Source organism: Actinomadura gamaensis, from assembly GCF_042652125.1.
GTDB lineage: Bacteria > Actinomycetota > Actinomycetes > Streptosporangiales > Streptosporangiaceae > Spirillospora > Spirillospora gamaensis.
In genome coordinates this window covers 1,011,591-1,034,737 of record NZ_JBHSIT010000001.1, presented here as the reverse complement: position 1 = coordinate 1,034,737, position 23,147 = coordinate 1,011,591, and the positions used below count along the sequence as shown (strand labels likewise).

At 70.8% G+C, this 23,147-nt stretch carries 30 protein-coding genes and 1 pseudogene; 26 read left to right on the top strand and 5 right to left on the bottom strand.

Features of this window, described 5'->3' with window-relative positions; all coding sequences use genetic code 11:
- Positions 1-98: 98 nt before the first annotated feature.
- Positions 99-641 carry a GNAT family N-acetyltransferase gene (locus tag ACFPCY_RS04810; protein ID WP_378252312.1) on the top strand — a complete coding sequence of 181 codons (543 nt, stop codon included), beginning with the start codon at positions 99-101 and terminating at the stop codon, positions 639-641.
- Positions 642-760: 119 nt separating this feature from the next.
- Positions 761-1,135, top strand: a complete 375-nt coding sequence (locus tag ACFPCY_RS04805) for a hypothetical protein (protein WP_378252311.1) — start codon at positions 761-763, stop codon at positions 1,133-1,135.
- 121 nt (positions 1,136-1,256) lie between these two features.
- On the opposite strand, the gene ACFPCY_RS04800 is transcribed toward ACFPCY_RS04805, so the two are convergent.
- Complete coding sequence (locus ACFPCY_RS04800) at positions 1,257-1,508, bottom strand: hypothetical protein (RefSeq protein ID WP_378252310.1); 252 nt, start codon at positions 1,506-1,508, stop codon at positions 1,257-1,259.
- A 97-nt stretch (positions 1,509-1,605) separates the two neighbouring features.
- Between ACFPCY_RS04800 and ACFPCY_RS04795 the strand changes: the two genes are divergently transcribed.
- Positions 1,606-1,878 carry a hypothetical protein gene (locus ACFPCY_RS04795; RefSeq protein ID WP_378252309.1) on the top strand — a complete coding sequence of 91 codons (273 nt, stop codon included), beginning with the start codon at positions 1,606-1,608 and terminating at the stop codon, positions 1,876-1,878.
- Positions 1,879-2,382: 504 nt separating this feature from the next.
- Here ACFPCY_RS04795 and ACFPCY_RS04790 read toward each other — a convergent pair.
- Entirely contained in the window at positions 2,383-4,077 is a 1,695-nt protein-coding gene (locus tag ACFPCY_RS04790) for an MFS transporter (RefSeq protein ID WP_378252308.1), read from the bottom strand.
- A 244-nt stretch (positions 4,078-4,321) separates the two neighbouring features.
- Here ACFPCY_RS04790 and ACFPCY_RS04785 point away from each other — a divergent pair, with 244 nt between their 5' ends.
- Positions 4,322-5,950, top strand: a complete 1,629-nt coding sequence (locus tag ACFPCY_RS04785) for a long-chain fatty acid--CoA ligase (RefSeq protein ID WP_378252307.1) — start codon at positions 4,322-4,324, stop codon at positions 5,948-5,950.
- A gap of 48 nt (positions 5,951-5,998) precedes the next feature.
- Here the strand turns inward: ACFPCY_RS04785 and ACFPCY_RS04780 are convergent, their stop codons facing one another.
- Positions 5,999-6,568 (bottom strand): TetR/AcrR family transcriptional regulator, encoded by a 570-nt coding sequence (locus ACFPCY_RS04780; protein ID WP_378252586.1) that lies wholly within the window; start codon positions 6,566-6,568, stop codon positions 5,999-6,001.
- Positions 6,569-6,839: 271 nt separating this feature from the next.
- On the opposite strand from ACFPCY_RS04780, the gene ACFPCY_RS04775 reads away from it, so the two are divergent.
- Positions 6,840-7,214, top strand: a complete 375-nt coding sequence (locus ACFPCY_RS04775; RefSeq protein WP_378252306.1) for a DUF2267 domain-containing protein — start codon at positions 6,840-6,842, stop codon at positions 7,212-7,214.
- A 197-nt stretch (positions 7,215-7,411) separates the two neighbouring features.
- Here the strand turns inward: ACFPCY_RS04775 and ACFPCY_RS04770 are convergent, their stop codons facing one another.
- Positions 7,412-8,026: a hypothetical protein gene (locus ACFPCY_RS04770; protein ID WP_378252305.1), complete on the bottom strand. Its 615-nt coding sequence runs from the start codon at positions 8,024-8,026 to the stop codon at positions 7,412-7,414.
- Positions 8,027-8,883: 857 nt separating this feature from the next.
- Here ACFPCY_RS04770 and ACFPCY_RS04765 point away from each other — a divergent pair.
- Positions 8,884-9,651: an NUDIX domain-containing protein gene (locus ACFPCY_RS04765; protein ID WP_378252304.1), complete on the top strand. Its 768-nt coding sequence runs from the start codon at positions 8,884-8,886 to the stop codon at positions 9,649-9,651.
- A 4-nt stretch (positions 9,652-9,655) separates the two neighbouring features.
- Here the strand turns inward: ACFPCY_RS04765 and ACFPCY_RS04760 are convergent, their stop codons facing one another.
- The gene (locus ACFPCY_RS04760) at positions 9,656-10,786 is read right to left on the bottom strand and encodes an XRE family transcriptional regulator (RefSeq protein ID WP_378252303.1); all 1,131 of its coding nucleotides are present in this window, start codon (positions 10,784-10,786) and stop codon (positions 9,656-9,658) included.
- Between the two features lie 269 nt (positions 10,787-11,055).
- Between ACFPCY_RS04760 and ACFPCY_RS04755 the strand changes: the two genes are divergently transcribed.
- The 20 genes and pseudogenes from ACFPCY_RS04755 to ACFPCY_RS04660 all read left to right on the top strand — a co-directional run bounded on the left by ACFPCY_RS04755 (position 11,056) and on the right by ACFPCY_RS04660 (position 23,033).
- Positions 11,056-11,211, top strand: a complete 156-nt coding sequence (locus ACFPCY_RS04755) for a hypothetical protein (protein ID WP_378252302.1) — start codon at positions 11,056-11,058, stop codon at positions 11,209-11,211.
- Between the two features lie 98 nt (positions 11,212-11,309).
- Positions 11,310-11,636 (top strand): WhiB family transcriptional regulator, encoded by a 327-nt coding sequence (locus tag ACFPCY_RS04750; protein ID WP_378252301.1) that lies wholly within the window; start codon positions 11,310-11,312, stop codon positions 11,634-11,636.
- A 39-nt stretch (positions 11,637-11,675) separates the two neighbouring features.
- The gene (locus ACFPCY_RS04745) at positions 11,676-12,590 is read left to right on the top strand and encodes a DUF4097 family beta strand repeat-containing protein (RefSeq protein ID WP_378252300.1); all 915 of its coding nucleotides are present in this window, start codon (positions 11,676-11,678) and stop codon (positions 12,588-12,590) included.
- A 17-nt stretch (positions 12,591-12,607) separates the two neighbouring features.
- The gene (locus ACFPCY_RS04740) at positions 12,608-12,976 is read left to right on the top strand and encodes an RRQRL motif-containing zinc-binding protein (RefSeq protein ID WP_378252299.1); all 369 of its coding nucleotides are present in this window, start codon (positions 12,608-12,610) and stop codon (positions 12,974-12,976) included.
- Positions 12,973-13,602 (top strand): NUDIX domain-containing protein, encoded by a 630-nt coding sequence (locus tag ACFPCY_RS04735; protein ID WP_378252298.1) that lies wholly within the window; start codon positions 12,973-12,975, stop codon positions 13,600-13,602. Before ACFPCY_RS04740 ends, ACFPCY_RS04735 begins: the two co-directional genes overlap by 4 nt.
- Positions 13,590-13,907 carry a hypothetical protein gene (locus ACFPCY_RS04730; protein ID WP_378252297.1) on the top strand — a complete coding sequence of 106 codons (318 nt, stop codon included), beginning with the start codon at positions 13,590-13,592 and terminating at the stop codon, positions 13,905-13,907. The genes ACFPCY_RS04735 and ACFPCY_RS04730 overlap by 13 nt, the downstream gene beginning before the upstream one ends.
- Complete coding sequence (locus ACFPCY_RS04725) at positions 13,904-14,170, top strand: hypothetical protein (RefSeq protein ID WP_378252296.1); 267 nt, start codon at positions 13,904-13,906, stop codon at positions 14,168-14,170. Before ACFPCY_RS04730 ends, ACFPCY_RS04725 begins: the two co-directional genes overlap by 4 nt.
- Positions 14,167-14,343, top strand: a complete 177-nt coding sequence (locus ACFPCY_RS04720) for a hypothetical protein (RefSeq protein WP_378252295.1) — start codon at positions 14,167-14,169, stop codon at positions 14,341-14,343. The genes ACFPCY_RS04725 and ACFPCY_RS04720 overlap by 4 nt, the downstream gene beginning before the upstream one ends.
- Positions 14,340-15,551: a hypothetical protein gene (locus tag ACFPCY_RS04715; protein WP_378252294.1), complete on the top strand. Its 1,212-nt coding sequence runs from the start codon at positions 14,340-14,342 to the stop codon at positions 15,549-15,551. Before ACFPCY_RS04720 ends, ACFPCY_RS04715 begins: the two co-directional genes overlap by 4 nt.
- Positions 15,548-17,788 carry a hypothetical protein gene (locus ACFPCY_RS04710; protein ID WP_378252293.1) on the top strand — a complete coding sequence of 747 codons (2,241 nt, stop codon included), beginning with the start codon at positions 15,548-15,550 and terminating at the stop codon, positions 17,786-17,788. The genes ACFPCY_RS04715 and ACFPCY_RS04710 overlap by 4 nt, the downstream gene beginning before the upstream one ends.
- Before the next feature lie 148 nt (positions 17,789-17,936).
- Positions 17,937-18,491, top strand: coding sequence for a hypothetical protein (locus ACFPCY_RS04705; protein WP_378252292.1), 555 nt, complete (start codon positions 17,937-17,939; stop codon positions 18,489-18,491).
- 13 nt (positions 18,492-18,504) lie between these two features.
- Complete coding sequence (locus ACFPCY_RS04700; RefSeq protein ID WP_378252291.1) at positions 18,505-18,807, top strand: hypothetical protein; 303 nt, start codon at positions 18,505-18,507, stop codon at positions 18,805-18,807.
- Positions 18,804-19,112 (top strand): hypothetical protein, encoded by a 309-nt coding sequence (locus ACFPCY_RS04695; RefSeq protein WP_378252290.1) that lies wholly within the window; start codon positions 18,804-18,806, stop codon positions 19,110-19,112. The genes ACFPCY_RS04700 and ACFPCY_RS04695 overlap by 4 nt, the downstream gene beginning before the upstream one ends.
- 133 nt (positions 19,113-19,245) lie before the next feature.
- Positions 19,246-19,620, top strand: a complete 375-nt coding sequence (locus ACFPCY_RS04690) for a hypothetical protein (protein ID WP_378252289.1) — start codon at positions 19,246-19,248, stop codon at positions 19,618-19,620.
- A pseudogene (locus ACFPCY_RS04685) lies at positions 19,617-20,066 on the top strand (DNA cytosine methyltransferase); the annotation flags it as partial. The gene ACFPCY_RS04690 and the pseudogene ACFPCY_RS04685, both read left to right, overlap by 4 nt.
- 40 nt (positions 20,067-20,106) lie before the next feature.
- Entirely contained in the window at positions 20,107-20,463 is a 357-nt protein-coding gene (locus tag ACFPCY_RS04680; protein ID WP_378252596.1) for a hypothetical protein, read from the top strand.
- Positions 20,464-20,486: 23 nt separating this feature from the next.
- Positions 20,487-20,651 (top strand): hypothetical protein, encoded by a 165-nt coding sequence (locus ACFPCY_RS04675; protein WP_378252595.1) that lies wholly within the window; start codon positions 20,487-20,489, stop codon positions 20,649-20,651.
- Complete coding sequence (locus ACFPCY_RS04670) at positions 20,648-20,854, top strand: hypothetical protein (RefSeq protein ID WP_378252288.1); 207 nt, start codon at positions 20,648-20,650, stop codon at positions 20,852-20,854. The genes ACFPCY_RS04675 and ACFPCY_RS04670 overlap by 4 nt, the downstream gene beginning before the upstream one ends.
- Positions 20,851-21,801, top strand: a complete 951-nt coding sequence (locus ACFPCY_RS04665; protein ID WP_378252287.1) for a bifunctional DNA primase/polymerase — start codon at positions 20,851-20,853, stop codon at positions 21,799-21,801. The genes ACFPCY_RS04670 and ACFPCY_RS04665 overlap by 4 nt, the downstream gene beginning before the upstream one ends.
- On the top strand, positions 21,798-23,033 hold the full coding sequence (locus ACFPCY_RS04660) for a DUF3631 domain-containing protein (protein ID WP_378252286.1): 1,236 nt from the start codon (positions 21,798-21,800) through the stop codon (positions 23,031-23,033). The genes ACFPCY_RS04665 and ACFPCY_RS04660 overlap by 4 nt, the downstream gene beginning before the upstream one ends.
- Positions 23,034-23,147: the final 114 nt, after the last annotated feature.

Genomic DNA, 23,147 nt, shown 5'->3' with positions numbered 1-23,147 from the left:
CGCGTCCACGAGATCATGCGGGCGGCACACTAACGCACGCGGGCGTCCAGCCCAAGTTCTGTTCGGCGCAACCGGCCGCGGGCTGGGAAGATCGGGCGATGACCGATGAGTACCCCTCTTCCCTTGTTGTCGGATTCGGCCTGGAGCTGCGTCCGTGGAGCGAGGCCGACCTTCCCGCCATGGTCGCGCTGTTCGACAACCCCCAGTTCGCCCGCTGGACGCCCCTGGCCTCCCCATTCGACCTGGACGCCGCCCGCGCCTATGTGGAGAAGAGCCATCGTGAGCGCGAGACGGGACGCGTCCTCCAGCTCGCGGTCACGACCGACGGGCGGGAGCCGCTCGGCGAGGTCCTCTACGTCCGCAGGACGGACGAACCGGTCACCACGGTCGAGCTCGCGTACGGCATCGGCCCCCAGCACCAGGGGCGGGGCCTGGCGAGCCGGGCCGTCCGGCTCATGACCGAGCACGTCCGCGAGACGATCGCGCCGGAGCGGATCGTGCTGCGGATCGCGCCGGAGAACGTCCCGAGCCAGCGCGTCGCCCGGGCCGCCGGTTTCCGGCTCACCGACGACGAGCCCGTCCGGCGTCCGCGACGCGAGGGTCCGGACATCGAGCTGAGCACCTGGGTGGCGGATAAGTGATCGTTTCGGTTTTCTTCCGGGACGCGAACGGTAAACGCCCGGCCCGGCTCCGGCGCTGATCGTCCGGGATCCGGGCCGCCACGGCCGAGGATGGGTGGATGATCTCTCGGGGGGTTTCCATGCGTCGTCCGCTCTCGGCCGCGACCGCCACGCTCGGCCTGGCCGCCGGATTCCTGCTGCCCTCGGCGTCCGCGCACGCCGCCTCGCGACCCGACGACGGCGTCCGCAGGCTCGTCGTCTACCAGATGGACGACGAGGGGAACACCATCAGCGAGTCCCTGATCGCGGCGCAGGGCGGCCGCGCCTGCGTGCCGATCCCGATCGACGAGAGGACCGTCCGGGAGTTCTTCGACAACGACAGCGGCGCGTCCATCGAGATCTACACCAACGGAACCTGCGCCGCCCATCCGATCGTGCGCGCGCCCTGGGGCTCGACGAGCAGCATGATGCTCGGTATGCGCCCCAGCGAGATGGGCGTCATCTTCCGCATCTGACGGCCGGCGGCCCCGGCCCGGCGGCGGCCGTACGGGGCCGCGCCGTTCCGGGGCCGCGCTTCCGGGGCCGCGCCGTTCCGGGGCCGCGCTTCCGGAGGCGTGCCGTTCCGGAGGCGTGCTGTCAGAACGAGCCGCCCGGCGAGAGCCGGATAATCGCGCTGTCGGGGCCGATCGACTCGATCCGGACGGTCAGCATCGCCCCGCCGCTGCCGAACGTGATCGTTCCCTGCGGTCCGGTGTCTCCAGCGCCGGTGCCGCCGCCCTCGAACGTCCAGCGCAGCGACAGGTGGTTCGGCCCGACCGTGGTGATGACGAGCGGCCCCGCCTGGAACCGCGGGGACAGTTCGATCTGGTCGCCGGCGCGCACCTGCACCTCGCAGTCGCCCTCGCGGCACGCCGCCAGGTTCCTGCCGTTCTTCGGGTGCGGCGACGGCGCGGGCGCCGCGCCCGGCTTCGACGGCGTGGACGGCGTGGGCGCGACTCCCGTCGGCGGGGTCGACGGGATGGGCGTGCCGCTCGTCGGCGAGATCGACGGCGAAGGTGTCCTGCTCGGCGGCGTAGGCGGCGTGGTCGACGGCGTGGTCGCGCCGCACGACGGTGAGGTCGCCGGCACCGGCGTCCCGCTCGACGGCGTGGACGTCGCGCTCGACGGGGTGGACGTCGCGCTCGACGGCGCGTCCACCGGTGTCGGCGTCACGATCGTCTCCGAGGTCAGCGGCAGCGGCGGAGGTGTGAACGCGTGACTTCCGCCGCCGCATCCGGCGACGAGAGTGGTGACGGTCAGGGCGGCGATGCGCGCGCCGCAAGGTCGTAGCCCCATGACTGCCTCTTCCGTCGAGACCCCTGCCACCACCTCTCCCCCAGCCGATGTCACCCGACACACACCGTAACCGTTAGGAAACGTGAACTTGGGCCGCTCGCGGCGACCCGGGACGGCGAAGTCGGGGCACGTCACCCCAGATCGAACGCCCCGGCTCCGCCCCCGCCGGACGGACGTCCCGAATGCGGCCAGGCCGAACGCCGACTTCGGCCTTTCCGGATTTCGCGCACCGCGCCCTGGACGTCACTCGATGCGCCGATCTTCCGGAGGCCGAGGAGCAGCCCGGACGGGTCCCAGGTGATCGCGCCGATCGGCCCGGACGGTGCCGTCCGGCCGATCGTCGTGCGTCGCGATGCGTCCTCGGTGCCCGCCCGGGCTGCTGCTCGGCGGTGTCGGTCCCGTTGCGCGTTACTGACCGTCCCTGTCCTTAACCGTCCTTCCCGAGGGCGGACAGTTCGGCGGCGAGAGCGCGGTCGTGGGCCTCGGCGTCCTCGCGGGCGCGGCGGGGGCTCCAGCGGCCGGTGACGACGAAGATGAACGGCAGGAAGACCACCTGGCCCGCGACGCAGACCCACCACCACGTCCGCCACTGCTTCGGGCCGTGCGCGGCGGCCTTCTGGACCGACGGTCCGTGCTCCTTGAGCGTCTTGAGCTGCGGCTGCGCCTTCTGGACGGTCGCGAGCCCGGCGATGCCGACCTCCTTCGCGGCGCGCGCCTGGACCTCCGGCGGGACGGACCCGGGCGGGTACTTCGCCAGTTCGGCGAAGATCGCCGGGTGCGCCTGCACGATCGCCAGGGCTGGCGCGGCCTGCGCCTGCGCGGCCTTGACCTCCGCGCCGTGGTCGACGATCGGCGTCACCGACGTCACGACGACCGGGATGAACGCGGCGGACGCGGCGACGACCAGCCGCAGGATCCAGCCCCACACGGCGAGGCCGGTAGCGGTCGCGGCCGGGTTGTGCTTCTCGACGGTCTCGGTGAACGCCGCCATCCACGGCGCGTAGGTGAGGCCGCCGAAGACGCCGATCCCGACGAACAGCCAGGCGAAGGTGTAGTAGCCGGTGTGCGGATGCGTCGCGAGCATCGCGAACACGCCGCTCGCGACGACGGACGCGACGCCTCCGAGGAGCATGAGCGGCTTACGGACTTTCAGCGCGTCCGAAACCAGTCCCGTGACGACGAGCGCGATCGCGTTGGCCGCCCAGTACCAGTTCGCGAGACCGTTCGTCCGCTGCTCGCTGTAGCCGAAAGTGGCCGAGAAGTAGATCACGAAGTTCCCGACCGCGGCGTAGTAGAGCAGCAGGTAGACGCTGATCGCGAAGGCCGATCCGATGACGTCCAGGCGGAGCATCTGGCGCCAGTGGCCCTTGAGCGCGCGCTCCGGGTCGAGGCCGCGCGCCCGCGCCTCGACCAGCGCGCGGTCGCGCAGGCTGACCATGATCTGGTCGCGCAGCCGGGGTGACAGCTCGCGCAGCCCGAACAGCGCGACGACGAACACCGCGAGCGCGGTGATGCCGGCGTAGGTCAGCTCGTCCTCCCAGGTGGACGAGTCGAGCGTGTGGCTGGTGACGGTCGTGACGACGAGGCTGCCGACGACCGGTCCCATCGTCCAGTAGCCCATGGCGGTCGCGCGGCCGAGCTGCGGCGAGAAGTCCCTGATCAGCGCGGGCGTCGCGACCAGGACGATGCCCTCGACGAAGCTGAGCGCGGCGAACAGCGCCAGGTAGGTCCCCTTGTTCGGGGCGTGCGGCAGGACGAGCACGACGATCCCGGCGAGGAGCAGGCCGTAGACGACCATGTTCGCCCGTCCCCAGCGGTCCGCGAGCCCCGCGACGAGCGAGGCGAACGCGCCGACCGCGTTGCCCACGACCGAGATCGAGATGAAGAAACCGAAGGTCATGCCGTAGTGCGCCATGATCGACGTCGCCACGGCGTACTGGATGTACAGCAGGTAGTACAGGACGACGGTGGTCGCGACGACGATCGCCAGGTAGGCGTAGCGCCGCGCGGACTCGGGGTAGTGGGCCAGGTCGCGCCGCCAGAGGCGGACGAGCGGGCTCCGGCGTGGACGGGTCGACGGTTTGCCGGCGACACCGTCGCCGGTGGGTGAGGAGACGGACATCTCAGCTCCCTGGGCTGGAGTCCCCCGAAACGGACAAGCGGCCTTTTCGGTGCGGACGGTCGATTCCCCCGAAACGAGCGAACGATCCCCGATGTGTGATGCGTGGTGGACGGCCGGAAGTGCGGACACCGTAAATCCGCAGACGCGGCGAGGCAAGGGGTGGACCGATATTGCATACCAACTGGTCGGTATGGTGATATCGAGCACACATACCGGCCGGTCGGTATCACCGGGAGGATGGGCCGTGATCCCCAGTACCATGCAGGACTTCCCGCTCACCATCGCCGCGCTCATGCGGCACGGGCGGTCGATCTACGCCGACAGCCAGTGCGTGACCTGGACGGGCGGCGAGAGGCCGGCGCGGCGGGCGGGCTTCGCCGAGATCGCCGCGAACGCCGAACGGCTCGCCGCGGCGCTGGCGCGTCTCGGCGTCCGGCCGGGCGACCGCGTCGCGACCTTCGCGTGGAACAACCAGGAACATTTCGAGGCGTATCTGGCCGTGCCGTCCATGGGCGCGGTGCTGCACACGCTCAACATCCGGCTGTTCCCCGAGCAGCTCGCGCACATCGTGAACCACGCCGAGGACTCGGTGATCATCGTGGACGACTCGCTCGTCCCGCTGCTCGCGCGGATCATGGACCGCGTGCCGACCGTCCGGCACCTCATCGTCGTCGGCGACGGCGACGCGTCCGCGCTCGGACGGCCCGTCCTGCGGTACCGAGAGCTGCTCGCCGCCGAGGAGCCCGGCTTCGCCTGGCCTGAACTGGACGAGCGCTCGGCCGCGGCGATGTGCTACACGTCCGGCACGACGGGCGACCCGAAGGGCGTCGTGTACTCGCACCGCTCGACGTTCCTGCACGCCCTCGCGGCGAACTCCTCGTCGCTGGTCGGCCCGCGCGAGGACGACCGGGTGCTCGCGATCGTCCCGATGTTCCACGTCAACGCGTGGGGCCTGCCGTACGCGTCGCTGCTGTCCGGCGCGACCCTGCACATGCCCGACCGGTTCCTCCAGCCCGAGCACCTGACGGCGTTCATCGCGTCCGAGCGGACGACGGTCGCCTCCGCCGTCCCGACGATCTGGCACGCGATCCTCGACTACGGCGACCGGCACGAGATCGACCTGTCGTCGCTGCGCCTCGCGAACTCCGGCGGAGCCGCCGCGCCGCGCGCCCTGCTGGAACGCGCGCAGGAGCGCTACGGCCTGCGGATCGTCCAGGGCTGGGGCATGACCGAGACCAGCCCGCTCGGCGGCATGGCGTTCCCGCCGCCGGGCGTCGAACCCGGCTCGGCCGAGGACATCGACTGGCGGATGAAGTCCGGCCGCGTCGCGCCCGGCGTCCAGATGCGCATCACCGACCCCGAGGGCCGCGAGCTGCCGTGGGACGGCGAGTCGGTCGGCGAGATCGAGGTCCGCGGACCGTGGATCACCGGCTCCTACCACCTGGTGGACGCGCCGGAGAAGTTCCACGACGGCTGGCTCCGCACCGGCGACGTCGGCACGATCGACCGGCGCGGCTTCTTCCAGATCACCGACCGCGTGAAGGACGTCATCAAGTCGGGCGGCGAGTGGATCTCCTCGGTCGAGCTGGAGGACCACCTCATGTCGCACCCGGCCGTCGCCGAGGCCGCGGTCATCGGCGTCCCGGACCCGCGCTGGGACGAGCGTCCGCTCGCCTGCGTCGTCCTGCGGGAGGACGCCGCGGCCACCGCCGCCGAACTCGCCGAGTACCTCCGCGGCCGGATCGCGAAGTGGCAGGTCCCGGAGTACTGGACGTTCCTGGACGAGGTGCCCAAGACGACCGTCGGCAAGTTCGACAAGAAGCCGCTGCGCGCCCGGCACGCCGCGTCCGACCTGAAGATCGAGAAGCTCTAGGGCCCCGGAACGGGTGGCCGGAGGTTCTAGGAACGGGTGGCGGAGGTTCTAGGAACGGCTGGCCAGGAGGCCGTCGAGGAACAGCCCCACGTAGTGCTCGCTGACCTCCTCGGCCTTCAGCCGCCCGCCGGGCCGGTACCACGCGCCGATCTGGTGGACGGTGCCGAAGAAGAAGTTGACCACGATGTCGGCGGGCGTCTCCGCCCGGAACGTCCCGTCGGCCTGGCCCTCCTCGACCAGCGCCCGGAACCGCTCGTGGTAGCGCCGCCGCTCCGACCGCACGGCCGCCTGCCGCTCCGGCGACAGCAGGTGCGTCGAGCGGAAGAAGACGCGCAGGTCCTCCAGGTTGTCGAACGAGGTGTTCAGCACGTCCACGGCCGCGGCCCGAACCCGCTCCTCGACCGTGCCGGGCCCGTCCGCGATCTGCTCCAGCCGCTTGGTCTGCATGCCGAGCAGCCGGTGGTAGATCTCGTAGAGCAGCTCGTCCTTGGACCCGTAGTAGTGGTACATCGCGCCCTTGGTGACGCCCGCCGCCTCCACGATCTCCTGGACGGACGTCCCCTCGTAGCCCTTCTCGGCGAACAGCCGCGTCGCGACGGCGACCAGCCGGTCCTGCAACGACACCCGTCCCCACCTCCCCACACGTCCGCGCTCACCATATCGCCCGCGCGATATCCCGAACCCTGCCCGCGAACCGGCGAATTCCCGCCGCCGGCAAGCCGAATTCGCCCCGCGGACGTTTCCATTGAGGAACCCCGCTCCTGCGAGCGGGCGCCCGAGGCAGCCCCGCCTGGGACCGGAGCGTCGCGGCTGCTCCGGCCGGCGAGTCACGCTCCGTGTTTAGAAGGCTCTCCCGGTGGTAGGGCCGACGATCTGAAAGGAGGTCACCATGAGAAGCGACGAATTCCTCGCCGAGGTCCGCCGCCGCGGCGGCTACGCCGACCAGGGGCAGGCCGCCGAGGTCGCGCGGAACGTCTTGGGCGTCCTGTCCGAGCGCATCCCGCCGGCCGACGCGTCCCACCTGGCCGCGCAACTGCCGGACGAGCTGGGCGAGGCGGTCGACACCACGCCGGACCGTCCCGTCCAGGGCTACGGGCTGGCCGAGTTCTACGCCCGCCTGAGCACCTCGAACCCGGAACAGGACGCCGCCGCCGTCCTCAGCACGCTGAGCGAATCGGTCTCCGGCGGCGAGGTCAACCACCTGCTCAGCCAGCTCCCGTCCGGGTACGCCGTGCCCTTCGGGAAACCCGACCTGGCCAACTGACCATCCCGGGGCGGGCTCACCGCGGACAGGCGACCAGCGCCACCGGCAGAGCCCACCCCCGGAACCCCACCAGCGACCGCAGCCGCAGCCCGTGGACGGCCGTCTCGTAACGGCCGGGAGAAGTCCCGCCGGAAATCCCCGGCCGAAACCTCCGGACAGGCGACCGGCCCGCTGTCGAGATTCCTGCCGATCCCCTCTCACCCCTGCCGCGAATCCTCGAGAATCCCGTTGACCACCGCGTCCGAAACCGTGGAGAACTGAGGCTTGACCTCGACGTTCCACACGAAGGCGCCTTTGAGCCCGGTCATGAAGGTCCGGTTCTCGAACGAGATCGCCTCGAACGGCTTCGTCTCCCGCGAAAGCTCAGTCACCTTGCCGGCGTTCGCATCGACGAGAGCCTTGTAACCCTGAGCGGAGGTGGCGTCCTGCATCTCCACCCACGATATGGCGACCAGCACGAGATCCTTATCGAGCTCACCGAGTTGCACGAACCCCCGCACCATGCGCCTACACGGATTCTCCCGGAAGAAGTCGGGCGCCCGTCCCTCCGAGTGCCCGGCACAGTCGGTGTCGTACCTCATCGAAAGCTTCGTGCCGTAGTGCCCGGCCTCCAGCGCCGCCCTGGCCCGCGCCATTCCCGCCTGCGCATCCTTCGCCAGCGCGCTCCCGGCCACCCGAGAAGCCGCCGGCGGCCCCGCCTTCACCGAGGAGGGTCCCGCCTCGGCCAAACTCACACCGCCTACGGCCACAGTGACACTAACGCCGACAACGGCCGCCTTACGCCCCGGGTTCCTCCTCCAGTAGCCGCTCACATACCGCCCATTGCGATAGTGGGGCCGGACCCAATGCGACATCGAAACACCACGACCTCAAGACAGGCGGGGTGTTTTGGGCAATCGGGAGCCATGCAACACGCTCCCCCGCGGCCTGCCCACTAACCCGATGGTGCGCAAGTTGTAGTACGTCCACAAACGGCCCGTCCACTTGCCAACCCACCGACCACGCGTTCAACCCAGGTCAGCGCGGCAAGGCCGTCCGAACAAAGATTCATCGCCCGCAACAACCAACGGCACCAATCGTCCCGAAGAGCCGTGAAGTCCAGTTGCTCCCGAGCCCGGGCCGCCGTCGGCATCTGCCGACCCTCCAGACCGTGCGCGCTCAGAGATCACAGACAGCGATCAACCTGGAGCACACACGGACGTCATCGCCCACGAGCAGCGCAGGGTTAGGCGGCGGCGAGGAGGCCCCAGAACGACACCAGGCCCCTGCTCCTGAACGGAGGGGGCCTGAGGCGGGACCGCTGAGCGGCATGGCTCCCGCGATTGGACTCGAATGGGACACACTTGGGTTTCTTGCCCAATCTCTGTCCGTTAGAGCCCCTCGCGACGTCTCCTGACGTCCACGGAGGTCCACCGAAGTCCCAGGGCGTTGTTACTCACTCTGGTACTCACTGAACGTCGCCGATGCATCTTTAGGCACCGTAAGGCGCCGTGCTAGGGATGCCCACGAAGCTGGTCCGATCTCCGGAGGCCAGCGCGAGGGCCTCGAGTAGGTCGCGCAAGCCTGCCTGCGGCGCCTCGGGAAGCTGCGCCTCTGGCGCGCGGTCCCCGTGCATGTGCACGGCGGCCTACAGTAGGCGGGAGCATCGCGAACGGAGGGCTGACGCCTAATGGGTGAAGTCGCAGACGGTGTCGAGCGGGCAATCCGCGACCACATCGCATCGGGAGAGTGGCAACCGGGAAAGCGACTACCTCCCGAGCGGTCTCTAGCGCAGGACCTCGGCGCCGGCCGGACGACCGTCCGCCAAGTACTCGGCAAGCTCGTGGCGGACGGGACCCTGCGCGTCACACACGGAAGCGGCTACTACGTGGCGGACGACTACGAACGCCTAGTAGAAGATCGAAAGCTGGAGTCCTGGAAGATTCACGGAGAACGTACTCTTTACGATAACAAGTGGGTGCGGCTCGGCCTAGCCGAGGTTGAGCCCCCGGACATGGAACCTTTTGAACACCATGTTGTTCATCTCCAACGAGTCTCAATCGCCGCGGTCATAGATGACAAGAACCGCGTCCTTATGCTTTGGCGCTACCGCTTTGTACCTAGGCGTTGGGGATGGGAGCTTCCCGGCGGGATTGTTGATCAGGGCGAGGATCCAAAGCAGACAGCCCTTCGGGAAGTAGAGGAAGAAACGGGATGGCGCCCCAATTCGCTTGACCATGTCGTCACGTACGAGCCGATGGTTGGCATGGTTGATTCTCCGCACGAGATTTTCGTAGGCCGCGGAGCAACGCGAGTCGGCGACCCTACAGACGTCGAGGAGTCGGGACAGGTGGCATGGATTCCCCTGACCGACGTCCACCGACTTCTTAAAAAGGGTGACCTGATGGGGTCCGGAACACTAGTCGCGCTGCTTCACGTGCTGGCGTTCGGCCAGTGACACGTTAACCCTGGACCGCGTTCCCAAGTCGGGAGATCCTTCGGCGATAGCGCACAGATCCCGTCCTGTTGGCCAGTAGCTTCGCCTCGCGAACCTGACGAGCCGCTTCCGCGTTCTCTCCGCGTATCAAATGAGCCTCAGCCAAGTCACAATGCAGGCCAGCGCGCGCCCGGACGAAAGTCGGATCCATGGCTTCGAGGACAGCGTACTGGGACGAAATTGCTTCGTCATCCCCAAGCAGAACCATCGTGTGACCAGTCCAGCGGTCGAAGTGTTCAGTGTTCAAGAAGACACTTGCGATGTCCGGGTCACGGGGATCACTGGTGGCCGGCATGGCTTGCGCTGCATCCTCCAGGGCGCGACGCGCGCCTTGAGGATCGCGCGCGAGCGCCCGCAACTCTGCTTCCGCAGCCAAAAGCCAGGCCCGCAGTCTCGCCGAAAGCCGCGCACCGCCAGTCCGAAGCGCTTCCTCTACCAAGTTCACGGCAAGTTCGGGACGGCCGGCGTCAGCCAACACAAACGACTGTTCCCCCATTGCGTGAGCTAAGTACAGGACGTCATCCGCTTCCCTGGCCGCCTGCTTGCCCATCTCGTAATGCCGCCACGCTCGGTCGGCAGCACCTACGTCGAGGGCTTGCCACGCGGCAAGAGTCGCGGCGCCGGCCAATTCTCGCGCTAGCGGACGTCGAGCGTCCGGCAAGACTGCAAACGTCAGCGCCTCTTGGATGGCCGCAAGATGGGCGTTCATCGGATCTACAATGCTGGACGCGCCGACCATCCGATCCTGCGTGCGCAACAGTTCGGTTTGCGTAGTAAACGTGGTTACTAGGGACTTGCTGACTGCGTGCGCAGCGTCGATCTGACGAATCAGTTCGTCGTAACCGTCAGCTTCAATGGACGTGGCGTCTTCAAGTAGTTCCTCATCGGTCCATCCCAAGAGCGCGCGCAAGATCGAGGCGTAGGGCTCGGTGACCCGTCGGCGTCCATTCTCCCATTCGGAAATGTAGACCTTCAAGCTGGCCGCACTCGCAATGACGATTTGCGGATGGGCCACCACATAGCGCTCTATCTCGCCGCGTAGACGGTTCTGTGACCAGCCCCGTGCGAGACGCGCCCGCTTCAAGCCGAGAGGCATAGGACTTCAACTCCGTCCGGCTGCTCACACCTGCCACCGAGGATGCCGCAAGGCCGTAGGGGAGCAACAGGGGTTAACTCGCACAGGTTAACCCTGCCTAGCTATTTACGCAGGCCAGAGGGCGTTTTCATGGAGTGGCGGCAAGCTCCCCGTAACCCCAGGGAGCCAACCGGCGCCACCCCCTTGACAGTGGTGTGCACCAATTCTAGATTGGTGCGCACCTCATCAGAGAGGTTCGTCCGGCGAACCCCTCGGTTCTGGAGGACCAGATGATCCGCGACAAGAGCAACCTGCTGGGCACGCTGGTCGTGATCGCGCTGCTGTTCTACGTGTTCAACGCGCCCGAGTCGGCCGGTCGGACCGTCAACAAGGCGCTGCACTCGGCGACCACGTTCTTCTCCGCGGTCGGGTCCGAGCACAAGTGACCGCCGACCGTCGTCCGTCGCGCTCCCGGCGCACTGGCCACCAAGCACGCCGCCGGGACCGCCACCCCCAACCGACCACCTTCCCCAAGGAGTTCGTCATGACCGTTGGTCCGTCCCGGCTGCGTCTGGGGGACCTGCTGGACGCGCTGGCCGAAGGCGCCGCGTGCCGGTGGGACCCGGAGCTGCACACCGGCCCGGACGCGTTCGTTCCCGAGCCGGTCGCCGAGCGGCAGGCCCGGATGGACGTGGCCCGCGAGGTGTGCGAGGGGTGCCCGGTCTGGGCCGAGTGCCTGGACTACGCGCTGCGCGTGCGGCCCTCGTACGGCGTGTGGGCGGGGTTGTCGGTGCGGGAGTTGACCGCGCTGCGCCGTGACGTCCGCCAGCTCCCCGCCGTCCCGGTGTCCGCGACGCCGGCCGCGGCCTGACCCGTCCCGCTTCCCCTTCCAGTGAAGGAGTTCCATCCCATGACTTCCCGCACGTTGACCGCCGGTCAGGCGGGTCCGGTGCTGCTGGCGGTGGACCTGCCGCACGGCCGCATCACCACCGTCACCGAGCCGGGCCGGCGGTTCGCCGAGGTGACGGTGACCGCGACCGGCGACGACCCGGCGCTTGCCGCCGCGGTCCGAGACGCCCGGATCGAGTTCCTGCCCGACCCGGCCCGCCTGCTGGTCAAGGTCCCCGCCGTCAGCACGGGGCGGACCGTGCCCGTGCCGGACGGGTCGGTGCGCATCACGCAGTCCGCCGGGCGCGTTGCGACCGGTTTCCAGGTGGGCGGGGTGTCGTTCCACGGTGAAGTGTTCGACCTGACCGAGATCACCGTCAACGGCGTTCCGGTGTCGGAGCTGACCGCGGGTCCGTCCGGCATGCTGACGGTGACGGCTCGGCTTCCGGCCGGTTCCGGTGCGGTCGCTTCCACCGAGTCGGCCGACCTGGACGTCACCGGCTGCTACGAGGGCATCAAGTTCGATTCGACCTCGGGCAGCCTGACCGGCACCAAGCCCGACGACCACACCCGGTACTTGATCGCCAAGACCGTTTCGGGTGCGGTGCGGGTGACCTCCGCCGTGCGAGGCAACGTGTCGAGCACCTCCGGTGCCGTGTGGCTCGGCTGGGCCAGCGAGATTCAGGCCGTCACCAAATCCGGCGCCATCCAGATGGACGCCCTGAACGGTCCCCGCGCCGACCTGACCACCGTTTCCGGCGCGATCACGGCGCACGCCGCGGAGCCCGGCGAAGTGACCGCCGAGTCCCGGTCGGGCGCGGTGACGGTCACCGCCGCCCCGCACCTGACCCCGGACGCGCTGACCGTGACCGCGCACAGCCGCACCGGCCGCGTCCGCACCCCGCACAGCGCGCGCCGCGCGGGCGGTGCGTGGTGAGCCGCCAGCGCAGGGGCGTGACCCGCTTCTACGACCCGACCGGCGCCCGCTACGGGGTGCCCACCTACCCGTGGCGGATGGCGCCCGGTCACCTGCTGACCCGCCGCCAGCTCGCGGCGCGCGGACTGCGGCCCGGCGGACAGGCCGTCGTCGCCCAAGTGATGTGGCACTCCGGCCGCACCCGCGGCGTGCGGGAGGCGTACCTGTACGACGCGCGGTTGGCGCTGCCCAAGCGGACCGCCAGCCCGCGGCAGCGTGCCGCGCTGGGCAAGGCCATGGCCGCCCGCCGGACCTGCCCCGAATGCCGCATCGACGTCGGTTACGTGATCCCGCGCTCGTTGGGCGTCTGCCTGGACTGTGCGGAGAGCTGGGAGAACGCGGCATGACCACCGACTCCAGTCCGCCGAGGTGCGACAACGCCAGCGTGGGAGTGATCATCACTGGCCCGGCGGGGTTCTTGATGTTCGACCGTGCGACTTTCCCCGCCGGCACGGCGCCGGTGGCCGGGCACGTGTTCGACGCGCACGACGGTTACACCGACGCTGCCGCCGCCGAGGTCGAAGAGGAACTCGGGTTGTCCGTCACCAGCCTGGAGCTGGTGACCGGCGGGTGGCGTGCCAACCGGTGCCGCCGCACGCCCGGCCCGCGCGGTATCGGCCACCACTGGCAGGTGTTCGTCGCCGAGGTCGCCGGGACTCTGAGCCCGTCGCCGCGCGAGACCCGAAACGCGCGCTGGCTGCACATCAACCAGGTTCAGGATCTGGCCACCCGCACCGCCGACTACGCCGCCGGGCGCCTCCCGGCCACCGAGTACCGCTGCGCCGGCGGGATGGAACCGGTGTGGCTGCGCTGGTTCTGCGACCTGGGCGGGATCCGGGTCCGCCCCGACGACCTGACCGCCGTAGACGCCCTCGCCGCCCACCCGCACCTCATTCCCGGCGCGACCTCCGCCGCGCTACTCGCACACACCGACCTGGACCGACAGGAAGGACTCCGACCATGCGATCCCTGACCGTGGTCCCCGGCGCACTAGCCACCAAGCACGCCGCCGGAACCGCCACGCTCCGACCGACCACGAACCCCAACGACCCCGACCCGGTGCGCACCGCCTGCTCGCGGCCGGTCTCCCCGCGGCCGGCGGGGGTGTTGTGCCCGTCCTGCCGCACGCCGCTGGACGGCGGCCCGGTGCACTTTCGGTGCCCGTCCTGCTGCCGGGCGGTGATGGCCGCCGACATCGACCACGAGACCCACGCCCCGCTGACGGTGCCCGACTGGGCTCGCACCCCCGTCCGCTCCGACCTGGGAGAGGCCGCATGACCGCGCTCATCCTCATTGGCACCGCGCTGGCCGCGCTGCTGGGCTGGCTGTGCTCGTCCCCGATCCGCCTGGCCGGTGCCGGTGCGGTGCTGCTGATCGCGCACCCGGTGCCGGTGTTCGCCCTGACCGTCGCGGCGGTGCTGGCGGTGACGACGGTCGCCGCGCGGATGCTTCACCGGTCGCTGCGGGAGGGCGGATGGTGGCTGGTCACCGTCGAGCGGCCCGCGTTCGCGGTCAGCCGGGCGGCGGGGGTGGCGTCGTGACGCGCACCGTGCTGACCGCGAGTGTCTGCTTCGCCCTGGCCTGCCTGATCGCCTGCCTGGCGTGGTTCGCCGCGACCGGCTTCCTGGCGGTCCCGCTCGCCCCGATCACCCTGTTCGGTTCGGTCACCGGCCTGCGGGCCCTGGCCACCGGTCGCCCCGGAGGGCAGTCATGACCGTCTTCACCCCGCCGCCGGAGTTCGGACACCCCGACCAGGGCACCGGCGGTTGGCGGGCCGATGCCGCCGGCGCCACCTCCGACCGGCACGGCCGTCCGGTTCAGGTGTTCAACCTGCGGTATCTGCCGGGCTGGTTGACCCGCCGTCGCACCGCGGACGTTGCCGAGGCCGCCGAGGCGCCCGCGCAGGCGTCCGCCGATCGGGCGGGCGGCCGGTTGCTGGCGGTGGCAAGCGTCCTGCTGCTTCTGCTGGCGACCGCGCAGGGGTATGTGTCCTACCGGGCGCAGTACTCGTTCGTCCACGCGCAAAAGCACGAGCACGCCGCGTCGCTGCTGGAGGCGCTCGGGCTGGACGCCGCCGCGGTCATCTTCGCGCTGCTGGCCCTGGCTCAGGCTCGGCTCGGACGGCCGGCGGTGGCCGAACGTGCGCTGAACCTGGCGTGCGTGCTGGGTTCGCTGTGCATGAACGCCCTGTCGGCCGATCCCGGTTCGGCCAAGTCGGTGGCCGCGTGGGTGATGCCCGCCGCGCTGTATGCCGCCGCGTCCGATCGGCTGATTGCCGTGGTTAGGCAGCGTGCACTGGCCGGACGCGACGCTGACCAGTCCTCACCGCTGGCCGCCGCCCGCGGCATGGCGCTGTGGCTGCTGCGGTTCGGCATGGCACCCGGCAGCACGACCCGCGGCTTTCGCGCTTGGGTGCTGGACGAAGCCCCGGTGGCGCCCGGACGGCGCGCGCTAGCCGCCTCCGGACCGTCCGCCGCGCCGTCCGTGCTCCCGTCCGGGGAGCGTCCCGCCATCGAGGCCGGACCGTCCACCCCGTCCGAGCCCGGACCGTCCGCCTCCGCGTCCACCCCGTTTGCCTCCCCGTCGGCTGGACCGTCCAACGCCACCAGGCGGACGGCGCGCCGGACGCGCACAGCTCCGTCCGGCGGACGGTCCCGGCGTTCGTCCCGGACCTCCGCGCCCGCCCCGGTGGACGTGACCAACCTGATCCCGCTGGGCCAGCAGATCGCGGCCGAGTTGGCTGCGCGGGGTGAACCGCTCACCCGCGACAGCCTGGCCGCCCAGTTGCGGCAGGCCGGTCACACCGCCGGCAACGCCCGCGTCGGCGCCCTGCTCACCCACCTGAAGTCCAACCCCGCACCGGCGGACTCCGCCGCGTCCCCGTCCGACCCCACCACGGCCACGGAAGGACAGGCCGCATGAACACCCCGAACCCCGACACCCCGAACCGCGACCCGTCCGATGACGACCTGGACCACACCGTCCGCCCCCACGACCCCGCCGACGCTTCGTCCGCGCCGCAGCGGCGATTCGACGCCGAAGTGATCCCGCTTCGCCCGGCCGACGACGACGCGCCCGTCCACAAGGACGAGGACGCGCGCGCCGCCGACATCGACACCTCGTTCGAAGTGCAGTTGGACCCTGAGCCCGGCGCCGGTCCCGAGCCGGTGGACGACGGGATTGGGTACCTGCTGGACGACCCGGACGGCGACGCCTACCCGGTCATCCCGGAGAACCTGCGCACGCTCGGCGGTGTCGGGGAGGCGATCGCCCGGCACACCCGACGGTTCGCGCACCGGATCGCCTTCCACGCCGTCCGCACCCCCCGCTACGGGGTGCTGGCCCTGCTGTGGAGCGTGGTCGGGGTGTGGCGGCTGGGCAACCGCCAGCTCGCGTGGTGGTGGGTGAGCGAGCAGGACTACCTGCGGTCGCTGGCGGTCGCGTCCGGCGACTCGCGCGAGTGGTACCGGCTGCACCGGGAGGTGAAGGAGACCCGCCGGGTGCGCGGCCTGATTCTGGCCGGGCAGGCGTTCGGGGTGCTGGCCGCGCTGCTGGTCATGGTGAGCGTGGCGCCGTGGTGGGCGTGGGCCGCGGTGGCGGCGGTCGGGGTGCCGTGGCTGGCGCACCTGGGCCGTCCGGAGGACCACCCGATCATCGTCCCGGCGATGACGGTCCCGCGGTTCCGGCTGCTGAACCACGACGTGGTCTTGCGCGCCTACTACGCCGCCGGGCTCGGGCACCCCGACAAGCCCAACCAACAGGTCACCTTCGAGACCACCATGTCCCGCACCAAGGAAGGTCAGGGCTCGCAGGTCAAGGTGGTACTGCCGCACGGCAAGGGGTTCGATGCCGCGGTCAACGCCAAGAAGGAACTGGCGTCCGGGCTGGACGTCGCCCCCTCGCAGGTGTACCTCACCCACGACCCGTCCAGCCACCGCCGGCACACCCTGACCGTGATGGACCGCGACCCGCTCGCGATCCCGGCGGGCAAGACGCCGCTGCTGGACTGCAAGCCCCGCAACATCTGGCAGCCGGCGCCGTTCGGGCTGGACGAGCACTCCCGCAAGGTCACCCTGTCCCTGCTGTGGATCTCGATCCTGATCGGTGCCCAGCCCCGCAAGGGCAAGACGTTCGCCGCGCGGCTGCTGGCCCTGTACGCCGCGCTGGACGCCCGCGTGCGGATCAGCGTGGTGGACGGCAAGAACTCCCCGGACTGGAACAAGTTCGCCATGGTCGCCTACCACTTCATCCGCGGCACCGTGCCCAACCGCGCCGGCGACCCGGTCCGCCAGCTCATCGACGCGCTCGCCGAGATCAAGCGGCACATCATCGACACCAACGAATTCCTGTCCACCCTGTCCCCGGAGGAGTGCCCCGAGGGGAAGTTGACCGAGGAACTGTGCCGCAAGTACCCCAAGCGGCTGTTCATCTGGATGCTGGTCATGGAGGAGTTCCAGAACTACTTCGAACTCCCTGACCAGGACGACAACAAGCAGGTCGCCGAGTTGCTGTCGTTCATCCTGGCGGTCGGCCCGTCCTCCGGTGTGATCCTGCTGTCGTCGTCGCAGAAGCCGTCCGGTGTCGGCGCCGGTGACGTGCAGCGGCTGTTCAACCGGTACCGCGACAACCACGCCGTCCGGTTCGCGCTGCGCTGCGGCAACCGCAACGTCTCTGACGCGATCCTCGGTGGTGACGCCTACTCCGAAGGGTTCGACGCCTCCGCACTGCCGGTCGGCAAGCCCTACCTGGGCGTCGGGTACCTGTACGGCGCCACCGACCACACCCCGACCGTCCGCACCCACCTGGCCGACCACGGCGACGCCGAGAAGATCCTCACCGCCGCCCGCCAGCTCCGTGAGCGCGCCGGCACCCTGACCGGCTACGCCGCCGGGCAGGACACCACCACCCCCGACCGCGACGTCCTGGCCGACGTCCTGGCCGTGTTCGGCAGCGATCCCGGTCTGCATTGGAACGAACTCGCCGACCGGCTCGCCGGCCAGATCGGCGACCGGTGGGCCGACGTCACCGCCGATGCGATCTCGGCGCAGTGCCGAGACCTCGGCGTGCCGAGCGTGGACGTCAAGCGCGCCGGCGTGACCCGCAAGGGATGCCGCAAGCAAGCCGTCCAAGCCGCCGCCGACACCGCCGCCGCCAGCTGACCCGGCCCGCTACCCGGTAGCGGCGCCGCTACCTGCCCGACCTGCGCAAACCCGACCGGCCGCGACCTGCCGCTACCCGCCTACCCCCGCTGACCTGCCCGGTAGCGGGTAGCGGCCCCCGGCTCCCGACCCATCAACAGGAGACCCCATGGCCCTGAAGATCCAGGTGTTCAAGTGCGGACGGTGCGGCAAGCCCCGCGGGCTGACCCACACCTGCGTCACCCGCCTGAACCGCCGCACCAAGCCCGGCAAGACCCGACTCAAGCCGCGCGCGACCGTCACCACCACCTGCCGCACCTGCGGCAAGCCGCGCGGGCTGAACCACACCTGCCATGTCACCACCGACTTCAAAAAGCGCAAGGCCGAAGCCGCCCGCCGCAAGGCCGCCGAAGACCGCCGCCGCAAGCAGGCCAAGCGCCGGCAGGCCAACCAGCCCAAGCAGCAGGCGCAAACCTCCGCCAGCACCCCGCGCAAGACCACCACCGCCCGCCCCGCCCACGACCCCGCCATCTGCCGCGGCGCCGGCGACTGCACCCGCTTCGCCTGCCTGGCCTGGGCGGAGGGCTACCAGTCCGGCCACGAGATGGGCCACCAGGACGGCTACCGCGTGGGCTGGAGCGAGGGCCACACCGGCGGCTACCGGCAGGGCTACCACCTCGGCTACGACAAGGGCATCAACGACTGCCCCCGACCCCACCAGTAGACGGAGGGCGCCCGTGATCAACCTGCTGCTGCTCGCGATGGCCGCCCTCGCGCTGTGGGCCGTCAGCGTCTATGTCTACCCGTTCCGGCCCTGCCGCCGCTGTAGCGGCACCGGCCGCAAGCCCGGCAGCAACCGCCGCCGGTTCGGCCCCTGCCCCCGATGCGGCGGCACCGGCCGCGCCCAGCGACTCGGCTCCCGCACCGCACACCGCACCGTCCTGTCCGTCCGCTCCGAACTGGCCAAGGAACGCCAACGCAAACGCGACCGCAAAGCCACCGACCGCGCCACCCACCCCCGCCGACTGGAGGACCGATGACCACCCCACGCACCCCGCCCACCGTCCGCGTGGTCAAGGTCCGGCTGTCCGGGATGGACGACGACGCCGGCGCCGTCGCCGACCTTTTGACCCGGCTGTTGCCGGAGCTGTCCGGCGGACGCTGCCAGACCGGCGAGATCTCGTCCGCCTACCCCAACCGCCGCGGCGGCGGCGCCCGCCGCTACTTCGACCTCTACCTACTCGACACCGACCCCACCGCCGCCCCCGACGACCACGCCGCCGACGCCGAGCCCGACCGCGGCCGGCTGCTCCGGCCCAACGGCGAACTGCCCGAGAGCAGCTAGCCCAGACGCAAAAAAGGCGGTCCCGGCGCACTAGCCACCAAGCACGCCGCCGGGACCGCCACCCCCCAACCGACCACGGACTTCAACGAACCAACGGCCCGCCGAGCCCTACCAGAGGGAGGCACTCCCCATCATGACGCATCACATCCCCGACATGCCGCCGACCGACCAATGGCCGATCCCGGACGGCGCCGACTGCGCCTACTGCGACAGCAACCAGCACACCCGATGGACCGGGTACGAGTTCCACCAGTACAGCGAACCCGTCGCGTGGATTCCCGAGCGGCACATCTGGCGATGCCGCGCCTGCGGCGCCGAGACCCGCACGCCGGTCACCTACTGGCCCACCGACGACGGCCCGGACTGCCCGACCTGCCTGTCCCCGGTCACCTGCTGGGCCACCTTCGACCCCGACCACGACGGCGACCTGTGGATCTGCGAGCACGCCCACGAGTTCACCCTCACCCCCGAAGGCATCGTCATCCCGCGGACCGGTGAGGCCGCATGAGCGGCCCGCTCAGTCTGGGGTCGCTGTGCTCGGGCTACGGCGGGCTGGACCTGGCCGCCGCGGACGTGCTCGGAACCGGGCACCCGGTATGGGTGGCCGACCCCGACCCCGGCGCCGCCGCCGTCCTGGCCCACCGTTTCCCCGCCGCGACCAACCTCGGCGACCTGACCACCGCCGACTTCACCCGCCTGCCCCCGGTGGACGTGCTGTGCGCCGGGTTCCCCTGCCAGGACCTGTCCGGCGCCGGCCCGCGGGCCGGTCTCCGCGAAGGGAACCGAAGTGGACTCTGGTACCGCATCGCCGACGCCGTGCGCGCAGTTCGACCCCGCTACCTCGTCCTGGAGAACGTCGCAGCCATCGTTGCCCGGCGTCCCGGACTCGACATCGTCCTGTCCGACCTTGCCCGCCTGGGGTTCGCTGCGGAATGGGGATGTGTTCGCGCGTCCGACGTCGGCGCCCCGCATCGTCGGGAACGCTGGTTCCTGGTTGCTGAAGACCCCGACCGCGCAGCTTGCGGTGAACGGCGGCAGCCAGCACCCCGACAAGCGCAAGGCGGGCGGGCACGGCCCGACACTGGCCGACGAGGTGGAGCACCTGCTCCCGACCCCGACCACCTCGGCCCACGACGACGGCAAGGACCCCGCGGTCTGGAGAGCACGCCGGGAACGGATGCGCCACCAGCACGGCGTCGGGATCGGAGCCCCGCCGCTGACGATCCTGGTCACCCTGCCGCACCTGGCAGCTTCGGCCGATACCAGCCCGCCGTCACCCGCTGGGAGCACCTCACGGGGCGAACAGCTCCTGATCCCACTGAGCCCGGACGAGGCGGCAAACCCCGGCTGAGCCCGCGGTTCGTGGAATGGCTCATGGGCCTGCAAGAAGGCTGGGTCACCGGCGTGCCCGGCCTGACCCGCAACCAGCAACTGCGCCTGCTGGGCAACGGCGTCGTCCCCCCGCAGGCCGCCGCCGCCCTGACCGTCCTGGCCGACCGGCTCACCACCGACCGCAGCAACCTCGGGAGGGCCGCATGAGCCGCCCCACCCCGCAACGCATCGGCCTGAACTGGCGACACGACCCCGTGCACTGGGGCGGCGGGCACCTGCTGCCCTGCCGCCTGTGCGGGCGCGGCGCGTTCTGCCGCGACCAGGACGGGCGCCCCTGCCACAAGACGTGCCTGGAAGACCTGCTGACCGCCGAACGCGACATTGCCGAGCAGCGAGAGAGGGCCGCATGAGCACGCGAACCGACCGACCGGCAGCCGCCGCGGCGGCGCTGGCGTGCGCCGCACGCGGCTGGCGGGTGTTCCCACTGCGCCCCGGCGACAAGCGGCCCCTGCCGCACTTCACCAGGTGGGAGACCCACGCCACCACCGACCCCGACCGCATCCGCTCGTTCTGGGCGCGCGGCGAGTTCAACACCGCGGTCGCGTGCGGCCCGTCCGGGCTGATCGTCATCGACCTGGACACGCCCAAGCCCGGCGAAACTCCGCCCAAGCCCTGGGCGCTGCCTGGCGTGCACGAGGGCGCGGACGTGCTGGCCGTGCTGTGCGAACGCCACGGCCAACCGTTCCCGTCCGAGACCTACACCGTCCAGACCCGCCGCGGCGGGCTCCACCTGTACTTCACCGCTCCGCCCGGCGTCCATCTGCGCAACACGACCGGACGGCACCGCACCGGCTTGGGCTGGCTGATCGACACCCGCGCGCACGGCGGATACGTCGTCGCCGCCGGAAGCCGCGTCGATCTCCCGGACGGCGCCGGCACCTACCGCGTCGTTCACGACGTGCCGCCCGCGCCCCTGCCGGACTGGCTGACGCACCTGCTGACCGCGCCGAGCCCCGCCCCTCCCCCCTTGGGTGCCAACACCCCCACCACCGACGTAGCGGACCTGGACCGCTACCTGATTGAGGCACTCAAGGGGGAGACGGCGCGGGTCACCGCGGCCCGTCCCGGCGGACGCAACTGGGCGCTGAACAAAGCCGCCTACAACCTCGGGCGGCTCGTCGGCGCCGGCGCGCTGCCCGCCGACGTCGCCCGCGGCGTGCTGTGGGACGCCGCGCACGCGCTGTTCAGCAACGGACCCGCCCCGTTCACCCCGACCGAAGCCCGCGCCACCATCACCGCCGGCCTCACCGCCGGCGCCGCCCGTCCCCGCACCATCACCCGGAAGCAGGCCGCATGAACCCCGCACCGGCCGACCAACCCGCCACCGACCCCGACACCGAGCACGCCGAGCCGATCGACGGCGCCGCGCTGCTGGACGCGCTCCGCGCCGCCCTCACCAAGTACGTCATCCTGCCCAGCGAACACGCCGCCGACGCCGTCACGCTATGGATCGCGGCCACCCACGCCCAACCGGCGTGGCCGCACGCGCCGCGACTGGTCATCCGCGCGCCCGAGAAGCGGTGCGGCAAGTCCCGCCTGCTGGACGTGGTCGAAGGCACCTGCCACAACCCGTTCATCACCGTCAACTCCTCCCCGGCGGCGGTGTACCGGTCGATCAGCGACGACCCGCCCACGCTTCTCGTGGACGAGGCCGACACCCTGTTCGGCGCCAAAGCCGAAGGCAACGAGGATCTGCGCGGGCTGCTGAACGCCGGACACCAGCGCAACCGGCCCGCCAAGCGCTACGACGCCAACACCGGACGCGTCGAGTCCATCCCCACCTTCGCCATGGCCGCCCTGGCCGGCATCGGCGCCATGCCCGACACCATCGAAGACCGCGCCATCGTGATCCGGATGCGGCGCCGTGCCCCCGGCGAAACCGTCGCCCCCTACCGCCACCGCCGCGACCGGCCCGCACTCCAACGACTCGCCACCGACCTGGCGCGCTGGCTGCGCCCCGACCTGAAAACCCTGGAGAACGCCGAGCCGCCCATGCCCGTGGAAGACCGCGCCGCCGACACCTGGGAACCGCTCGTGGTCGTCGCCGACCACGCCGCCGGCCCCTGGCCCGACCGCGCCCGCGCCGCCGTCCTGGCCCTCACCTCCCAAGCCGACGACACCGACGACATGTCCCCGCGGCTACGCGCGCTGACCGACTGCCGCGCCGCGTTCGGCACCGACACCGCCCTACCCACCGCCGTCCTGCTGGACCGGCTGAAGAACGCCCCCGAATCGCCCTGGGCCGACTTCGGGCCGTCCGGGCTGACCCCGCATCGGCTCGGCGCCATGCTCCGCGAATACGAGATCCGATCCAGCAACATCCGGTTCCCCAACGGCCAGCAGGCCAAGGGCTACCTGCGCGCGGACTTCCGCGAGGCGTGGGCGCGGTACTGCCCGCCCGAACCCATCCCGCCGGCCGCACGCTCGGAGGGCACCGTGGTCCCTCTCCCAGGGGTAACCGCCCCAAGCGTCCCGAACGTCCCCGCCCAGGTCAGCCCTGGGACGGATACCGCCACTGGGACGGATTGAACCGTCCCACCGACCGACCCCGACCACGCACCCAAACCAGCCCTGGGACGGATCAAAGCGTCCCACCACATCAATCCGTCCCAGGGCTGACCAGCGGAAACGACCTCGGGACGC

What these genes read in the sequence shown, in the direction of transcription:
- ACFPCY_RS04810 (WP_378252312.1), top strand. Translation starts at nt 99, where the DNA reads ATGACCGATGAGTACCCCTCTTCCCTTGTTGTCGGATTCGGCCTGGAG.
- ACFPCY_RS04805 (WP_378252311.1), top strand. Translation starts at nt 761, where the DNA reads ATGCGTCGTCCGCTCTCGGCCGCGACCGCCACGCTCGGCCTGGCCGCC.
- ACFPCY_RS04790 (WP_378252308.1), bottom strand. Translation starts at nt 4,077, where the DNA reads ATGTCCGTCTCCTCACCCACCGGCGACGGTGTCGCCGGCAAACCGTCG.
- ACFPCY_RS04775 (WP_378252306.1), top strand. Translation starts at nt 6,840, where the DNA reads ATGAGAAGCGACGAATTCCTCGCCGAGGTCCGCCGCCGCGGCGGCTAC.
- ACFPCY_RS04765 (WP_378252304.1), top strand. Translation starts at nt 8,884, where the DNA reads ATGGGTGAAGTCGCAGACGGTGTCGAGCGGGCAATCCGCGACCACATC.
- ACFPCY_RS04760 (WP_378252303.1), bottom strand. Translation starts at nt 10,786, where the DNA reads ATGCCTCTCGGCTTGAAGCGGGCGCGTCTCGCACGGGGCTGGTCACAG.
- ACFPCY_RS04755 (WP_378252302.1), top strand. Translation starts at nt 11,056, where the DNA reads ATGATCCGCGACAAGAGCAACCTGCTGGGCACGCTGGTCGTGATCGCG.
- ACFPCY_RS04750 (WP_378252301.1), top strand. Translation starts at nt 11,310, where the DNA reads ATGACCGTTGGTCCGTCCCGGCTGCGTCTGGGGGACCTGCTGGACGCG.
- ACFPCY_RS04745 (WP_378252300.1), top strand. Translation starts at nt 11,676, where the DNA reads ATGACTTCCCGCACGTTGACCGCCGGTCAGGCGGGTCCGGTGCTGCTG.
- ACFPCY_RS04735 (WP_378252298.1), top strand. Translation starts at nt 12,973, where the DNA reads ATGACCACCGACTCCAGTCCGCCGAGGTGCGACAACGCCAGCGTGGGA.
- ACFPCY_RS04730 (WP_378252297.1), top strand. Translation starts at nt 13,590, where the DNA reads ATGCGATCCCTGACCGTGGTCCCCGGCGCACTAGCCACCAAGCACGCC.
- ACFPCY_RS04725 (WP_378252296.1), top strand. Translation starts at nt 13,904, where the DNA reads ATGACCGCGCTCATCCTCATTGGCACCGCGCTGGCCGCGCTGCTGGGC.
- ACFPCY_RS04715 (WP_378252294.1), top strand. Translation starts at nt 14,340, where the DNA reads ATGACCGTCTTCACCCCGCCGCCGGAGTTCGGACACCCCGACCAGGGC.
- ACFPCY_RS04710 (WP_378252293.1), top strand. Translation starts at nt 15,548, where the DNA reads ATGAACACCCCGAACCCCGACACCCCGAACCGCGACCCGTCCGATGAC.
- ACFPCY_RS04705 (WP_378252292.1), top strand. Translation starts at nt 17,937, where the DNA reads ATGGCCCTGAAGATCCAGGTGTTCAAGTGCGGACGGTGCGGCAAGCCC.
- ACFPCY_RS04695 (WP_378252290.1), top strand. Translation starts at nt 18,804, where the DNA reads ATGACCACCCCACGCACCCCGCCCACCGTCCGCGTGGTCAAGGTCCGG.
- ACFPCY_RS04690 (WP_378252289.1), top strand. Translation starts at nt 19,246, where the DNA reads ATGACGCATCACATCCCCGACATGCCGCCGACCGACCAATGGCCGATC.
- ACFPCY_RS04675 (WP_378252595.1), top strand. Translation starts at nt 20,487, where the DNA reads ATGGGCCTGCAAGAAGGCTGGGTCACCGGCGTGCCCGGCCTGACCCGC.
- ACFPCY_RS04670 (WP_378252288.1), top strand. Translation starts at nt 20,648, where the DNA reads ATGAGCCGCCCCACCCCGCAACGCATCGGCCTGAACTGGCGACACGAC.
- ACFPCY_RS04665 (WP_378252287.1), top strand. Translation starts at nt 20,851, where the DNA reads ATGAGCACGCGAACCGACCGACCGGCAGCCGCCGCGGCGGCGCTGGCG.
- ACFPCY_RS04660 (WP_378252286.1), top strand. Translation starts at nt 21,798, where the DNA reads ATGAACCCCGCACCGGCCGACCAACCCGCCACCGACCCCGACACCGAG.